Below are 2,130 nucleotides of genomic sequence, written 5' to 3'. Positions count from 1 at the left end.
TCAGCAAGGATTGGCAAGCCAAGTACGGCCACCCAATCTTGCTGCTTGAGACCTTCGTGGATCATCGTTTTCAGGGCACATGTTATCGGGCGGCCAACTGGCTTCGCCTGGGTCAGACGACTGGTCGCACCCGCAACGGCCAGCTTATCCCCACCGCTCCGATTAAGGATATCTATGCTTACGCCTTACACAATCAGGCACTGAAGAGGCTGCGTAATGAATAGCGACGAACTACTCAAACAGGTAAGCAAGGTCGACATCCATCAGGTTGGCTTTCACCCAATCATCCGGGCCTACATGCAGAAACTTGGCTTGGTTGAACTGATCAACGGCATGGTTGGCGGACAGATGGAGACCAAGCCCGGTCTCATTGTCGCCGGCATGATCCAAGACACTCTTTCCGGACGCTCACCACTGTATCACCTGGATAAATTCATTGCTGACCAAGACACCGAGCTCCTTCTCGGTGAAAGCGTCGAACCTTCGGCTTTCGGCGATCATAACGTCGGACGTGTGCTCGACCGTATCCAGCTAACAGGACCGAACAAAATCTTTAGTGAAGTGGCCCGGCGAGCCGCTGTTGTTTTTGACCTCGACACAAGTTCGGGACATTGGGACTCTACCTCGGTAAATGTCTGGGGCGAATACGATTGTCCGTCAGACGGTACAATTAACATTACTTATGGCTACAGCAAGGATCATCGGCCCGACCTTAAACAATTCATGCTCAGTATGCTGTGCGTTGAGCACAATATCCCAATCATGGGTGAGACCCATGACGGCAACAGTTCAGACAAGACATTGAACAACAAGCTCCTTACCCGCATTAACAAAAATCTAGCAAAGCATGGCTTGGCGGAGAGTGCATTTACCTACGTCGCCGATTCTGCTATGGTCACCAAGGATAATCTCGCCTGTTTTGAGCCGATGCAGAATAACAATCCGTACTATTTTGTTACCAGGCTCCCTTTTTCTTACAGTGAGGCTGACAGGGTCGTCTCGGAGGCGGTCCAAGCCGACCAATGGCAGGACATCGGGGTACTGGCGACCTCCAAACCCACCCCCAAAAGGCCTTCCGCATCGTACCGTGCCTATGAAACTGAAGTTGAACTCTATGACAGAAGGTATCGTGCTATCGTCATTCATTCAAGCGCCCACGACAAACGTCGGCAAAAGCGTATCGATAAAGAGCTTGCTCAAGCACGGCAAACATTGGCAAACAGCATCTCGCTCAGCCTCAAGACCGCCTTCTTCTGCCTCAATGATGCTGAAGCGGAGCTTAAGCGAATTCTCTCCTTACCCATGCCATGCCACAGCCTGACAACCAGAATTGAGGAAGAGATCAAATATGCCAAGGGTAGACCCCCTGCTGGCGGCCAACGGCAAATTGCTTCTCGCCGATGGCGTATTCACGCTGAGATTGTCGATCGCCCTGAGGTTGTCAACCAAAAACGCGCCGAGGCCGGCTGCTTTGTCCTTCTCTCCAATCGACCATGTCATGGCGATGACAGCCAAACAGCAGAAGAGTTGTTGCGAACCTATAAGGCTCAAGATGGCATTGAGCGCAACTTCAGCTTTCTAAAAGACCCCCTTATCGTCAACGACCTTTTCCTGAAAAAACCAGAGCGCATTGAGGCGCTGGGCATGATTCTACTTCTTTGCCTCTTGATCTGGAATCTTATGCAGCGGCAGATGAGACAACATCTTGAAAAAACCAACTCCACCATCGAGGGCTTGGATCGTAAAAAGACCACCCGCCCCACTTCATATGTAATGACCACCAAGTTCACCTGCATCCTCATCCTCAAGGTTGGTCAATCTCGTTTGATAAAAAAACCATTAACCCCGGCTCAGCAATCTTACATCACTGCCCTTGGACTAACCGAGGGAATATTTACATCACAACACCCACCTCCCTGAACCACAAAAAATACCTGCCTGATCGCAATTTAGGGTGTGGAATGTGGGTTTAAGGATGTTGGGCGCAATGAAGAAGGCGTTCAGCGCTATTTCTCAGCTCGGGCGGCACGCCTGGGAGAGTCTCCTGTGCTGGCGTTTGACTCTACCACTATCTCGACCTACTCTGAAAATCAGTCGGAGGCACGGCAGGGGTTCAACAAGGATGGAGAC

3 protein-coding genes are annotated in these 2,130 nt (G+C 51.0%); all 3 read left to right on the top strand.

All coding sequences use genetic code 11. The features are described from left to right. Positions 1-224, top strand: a 224-nt coding sequence (locus HQK80_16545; GenBank protein ID MBF0223800.1) for a DUF4338 domain-containing protein, incomplete at its 5' end; no start/stop codon positions are given. Beyond that, entirely contained in the window at positions 217-1,920 is a 1,704-nt protein-coding gene (locus HQK80_16540) for an IS1634 family transposase (GenBank protein MBF0223799.1), read from the top strand. The genes HQK80_16545 and HQK80_16540, both read left to right, overlap by 8 nt. Positions 1,921-1,956: 36 nt before the next feature. Next, positions 1,957-2,130, top strand: a 174-nt coding sequence (locus HQK80_16535) for a hypothetical protein (protein MBF0223798.1), incomplete at its 3' end; no start/stop codon positions are given.

It is taken from the genome of Desulfobulbaceae bacterium, assembly GCA_015231515.1.
Taxonomy (GTDB): domain Bacteria; phylum Desulfobacterota; class Desulfobulbia; order Desulfobulbales; family VMSU01; genus JADGBM01.
This window is presented reverse-complemented; position numbering and strand designations above follow the sequence as displayed.